Annotated in this window: 1 protein-coding gene and 1 pseudogene; both read right to left on the reverse strand. The window is 36.0% G+C overall.

Annotation, left to right across the window (positions count from 1 at the left end):
* Positions 1–2,073, reverse strand: a 2,073-nt coding sequence (locus AC1DVB_RS26160; protein WP_477591706.1) for a S8 family serine peptidase, incomplete at its 3' end; no start/stop codon positions are given.
* Between the two features lie 495 nt (positions 2,074–2,568).
* A pseudogene (locus AC1DVB_RS26165) lies at positions 2,569–3,290 on the reverse strand (IS110 family RNA-guided transposase); the annotation flags it as partial.

The following is a 3,290-nucleotide window of genomic DNA, read 5'->3' on the forward strand; positions in this document are numbered from 1 at the left end:
TAATACGTGCTTACCTGCAGTTAGTCCTGTTTTACTGAAGATTTCTTCTTTATACTTAGGAGTAGCAGCATGCAAGCTATAATTTGCTGATTTTCCGTCCAATGTCACTTTTACAATTCCTTGTTTGTCATTTTTTATAGCTTTATAGGATATTCCTGTACCATTAAACACAATTTTCACAGTTGAACCGGTTTGGTTTGTACTTGTGTATGAGCTTGCCGACGCACTTCCATCGGATATTTTATTCCATGTTCCTTCATATCCAAAATATTTACTTGTATTTTCATATGTTCCTGCTCCAATGCCTTCTGTAACAGAAAGAGTGTATTTTCCAGCTCCACTAAAAGCGTGGGCATTCAAATAATATGTGCCTGTTTTAGGAGCTGTAAAAGTAAAGGACTCCTTGGATGAATTTGTAATTTCTGAATGTGCTACAATGCCGTTGCTCGAATTTACAGTCTTTGTAGTGTCGTTATACAAATATAAATCAAAGTCCGTCCCGGAATCACCAGTTAGTGTAGCCTTCACCTTTTCCCCTTTTAATAGTTTAATAGAATATACATCATTTTTATCTTTACTTGCATCAAGTGAAGTACTGATACTTCCTCCCTTCCAAGCAATACCAGGGATATCAGAATCTACCTCGAAATTAACAGCTTTCCCTGCATTCACAAGTCCTCCCGTACCAACTTTTCCTGTTAATGAAGACAGCTTTGTAGTGGTTCTCAAGATGGCATCCTTGATTTGAATGGGAGTATACGATGAACGTGCGCTTTTTACTAACGCTGCTACTCCTGTAACATGCGGGGTAGCCATGGATGTTCCATCAAGATATTCATAAGCCGTAGAATAGTCGCCTTCCACACTTGGGGTTGTACTTAAAATACTTTCACCAGGAGCAGCGACATCTACGCTTTTTGCACCGTAGTTAGAAAAACCTGAAAGATTTCCTGTATTGTTAATAGAGGCTACAGAAAGAATGTTAGGCAAATCATAAGCAGCAGGATACATTGGACTTGTATCCGAGTTCTCTGCAAAGTTACCTGCCGCAGCTATAAATAAGGTGCCTGAGTTTTTAATAGCATCCTTTAATGCTTGTGAATTTTCTCCTCCACCCCATGAGTTATTCAAAATCTTTACACCTTTTGCCTTAGCATATTCAATGGCAACAATCGCATCAGATTCGTACCCTCCATATGGTCCGAGAAACTTGAGAGGCATAATTTTAACATTTGGAGCAATACCGGTAACTCCAATTTTATTTGCTTTTGCAGCTATTGTTCCTGCAACATGAGTTCCGTGGAAGTCTTCCTCTCCTCGAATGAACAATTTATTGTTTTTATCATAAAAATTCCAGCCGTTTACATCGTCTATATATCCATTTTTATCATTATCGATTCCATCGTTAGGAATTTCTTCAGTGTTTACCCAAATTCTATCTTTTAATTCTGGGTGATTAATTTCGATTCCTGTATCAATCACTCCAATAACAAGAGAGGAACTGCCCTTTGTATTAGCCCATGCTGCTTCCGTATTTATATCAATACCTTTTTTACCAACTTGTCCTAATATTTCCTGTCCAGTATTTTTAAGTCCCCATAGTTCGCTATATAGGGGATCTGTAACTGCTGTCGGTTGATATACATAGTTTGGCTCTACATACTCAACATTAGAAGAAGCGTTAAGTTCTTTTAACACATCTGCCATCTTTTTATTTTTGGAAAATTTCATTACATGTGTTCCTTCTTTATTCAATTCTTTTGCATTTGTTAAACCTAAAGTAGTGCTCAGGGATCCTAGACTTTTTATGGAGTAATTCTTTTTAAATTTTACGATAACCTCATTTTCTTTATACTTCTTTGGTTTGTTATTATTAAAATAAGTAAGGATTTCCCTTTTTTTAACTTCGCTACTATCTACTTTTATTATCTCCTCTTGTATGTTTCCTTCTACCTTTTTCTCATGTTTAACAACTTGAGGAGTATTCGCAGAAGTGGCAGCAAATGTTGTTGTCCCCCCAAATAATAATCCTACAGCCCCGCATATACCTATTATCTTTTTTGATATTCTCATTCTCTAATCTCCCTCAGTTTTTTTGTTTTCATGATAATAATTTGGTAAGAACAAAAACCTCCAATATCCATTTATTAGATATGTAATTCTTTTGCCAAAAAGGATCAAATTCAGTGTTTTTCAAATAGAGAACAACTAATTTTTTCCTTAGCTGGTGTTTTTTAACAACTAATCACTAGTTTAATAGATGTGAATTAAATATTCAAGTGTTCATTTAGAAAAAAATGTATATTAATAAGGTGAATGAATAAATAGAAAGGGCATGTTTTGAAAAAAGATGAATCAAAACATGCCCTTATACTATTTAATTGGATTATTCTTTTATAAAAAAGATTGGTCATTTTTGTGTTCCTTCATCAACTAAACCAGCTAATAGGATGTCAATATCTTTCTCTAAAATTTTCATTTCCCTTATGATATACTATTTTTGTTCATGACAAATAACCCTCCAAAACCCTTTTGGAAGGATTTTTCTCTGTTTCATAAAACCGTTAATCAGGATAAATCTAGGAATGCTTCTTTTCTCTTTAATAAAGCGTAAACCCAATGAAGAAGCTTATTCATACAGGCAACGATCGCCACTTTGGCTGGCTTTCCTTCCGATTTTTTCTTATCAAAGAAAGCTTTTTGTTCCTTGAACTCCTTATGCCGCATAGTACGGCAAGATACAGAGAATGACGTAATCTGCTCGAACCTCTTTTCGTAATACGGTTAATGGTTGCCGTAAACTTACCCGATGAGTGAACACTTGGATCTACTCCAGCGAAGGCAACTAGTTTTTTCGGGTGATTAAACCGATCGATTTCACCAATTTCAGAGATAATCGTGGCTGCGATTTTTTCTCCKATACCGGGAATCGATTGGATGATCTTATATTCTTCTAGTTCATTTGCCAGGGCCACTATWCGATCTTCCAACTCAGAGAGGTGCCCCTGGTAATGAAAAAGCAACTCAATATACATACGAAGATTGATTACGTGACTACACGTTTTTTTGGAATGGATTTCGAGATGCGGAGTCCATTATTTTTTTTGCTTTTTCCCATGCCCATTGACCCGATCGGCTAGGACAGAACTCTATAACACTCTCTGCTAGTTTACTTTCTCCGGCTGTTAATACCTCCTCTGAAGTGGGATATTCCTTTAAGATCAATAAAGAAACCCTTGAATATAGATCCCCAAAAACCTTCCGGTATTCAGGAAACACTTGATCTAAAA

It is taken from the genome of Peribacillus sp. P4_D6, assembly GCF_056401795.1.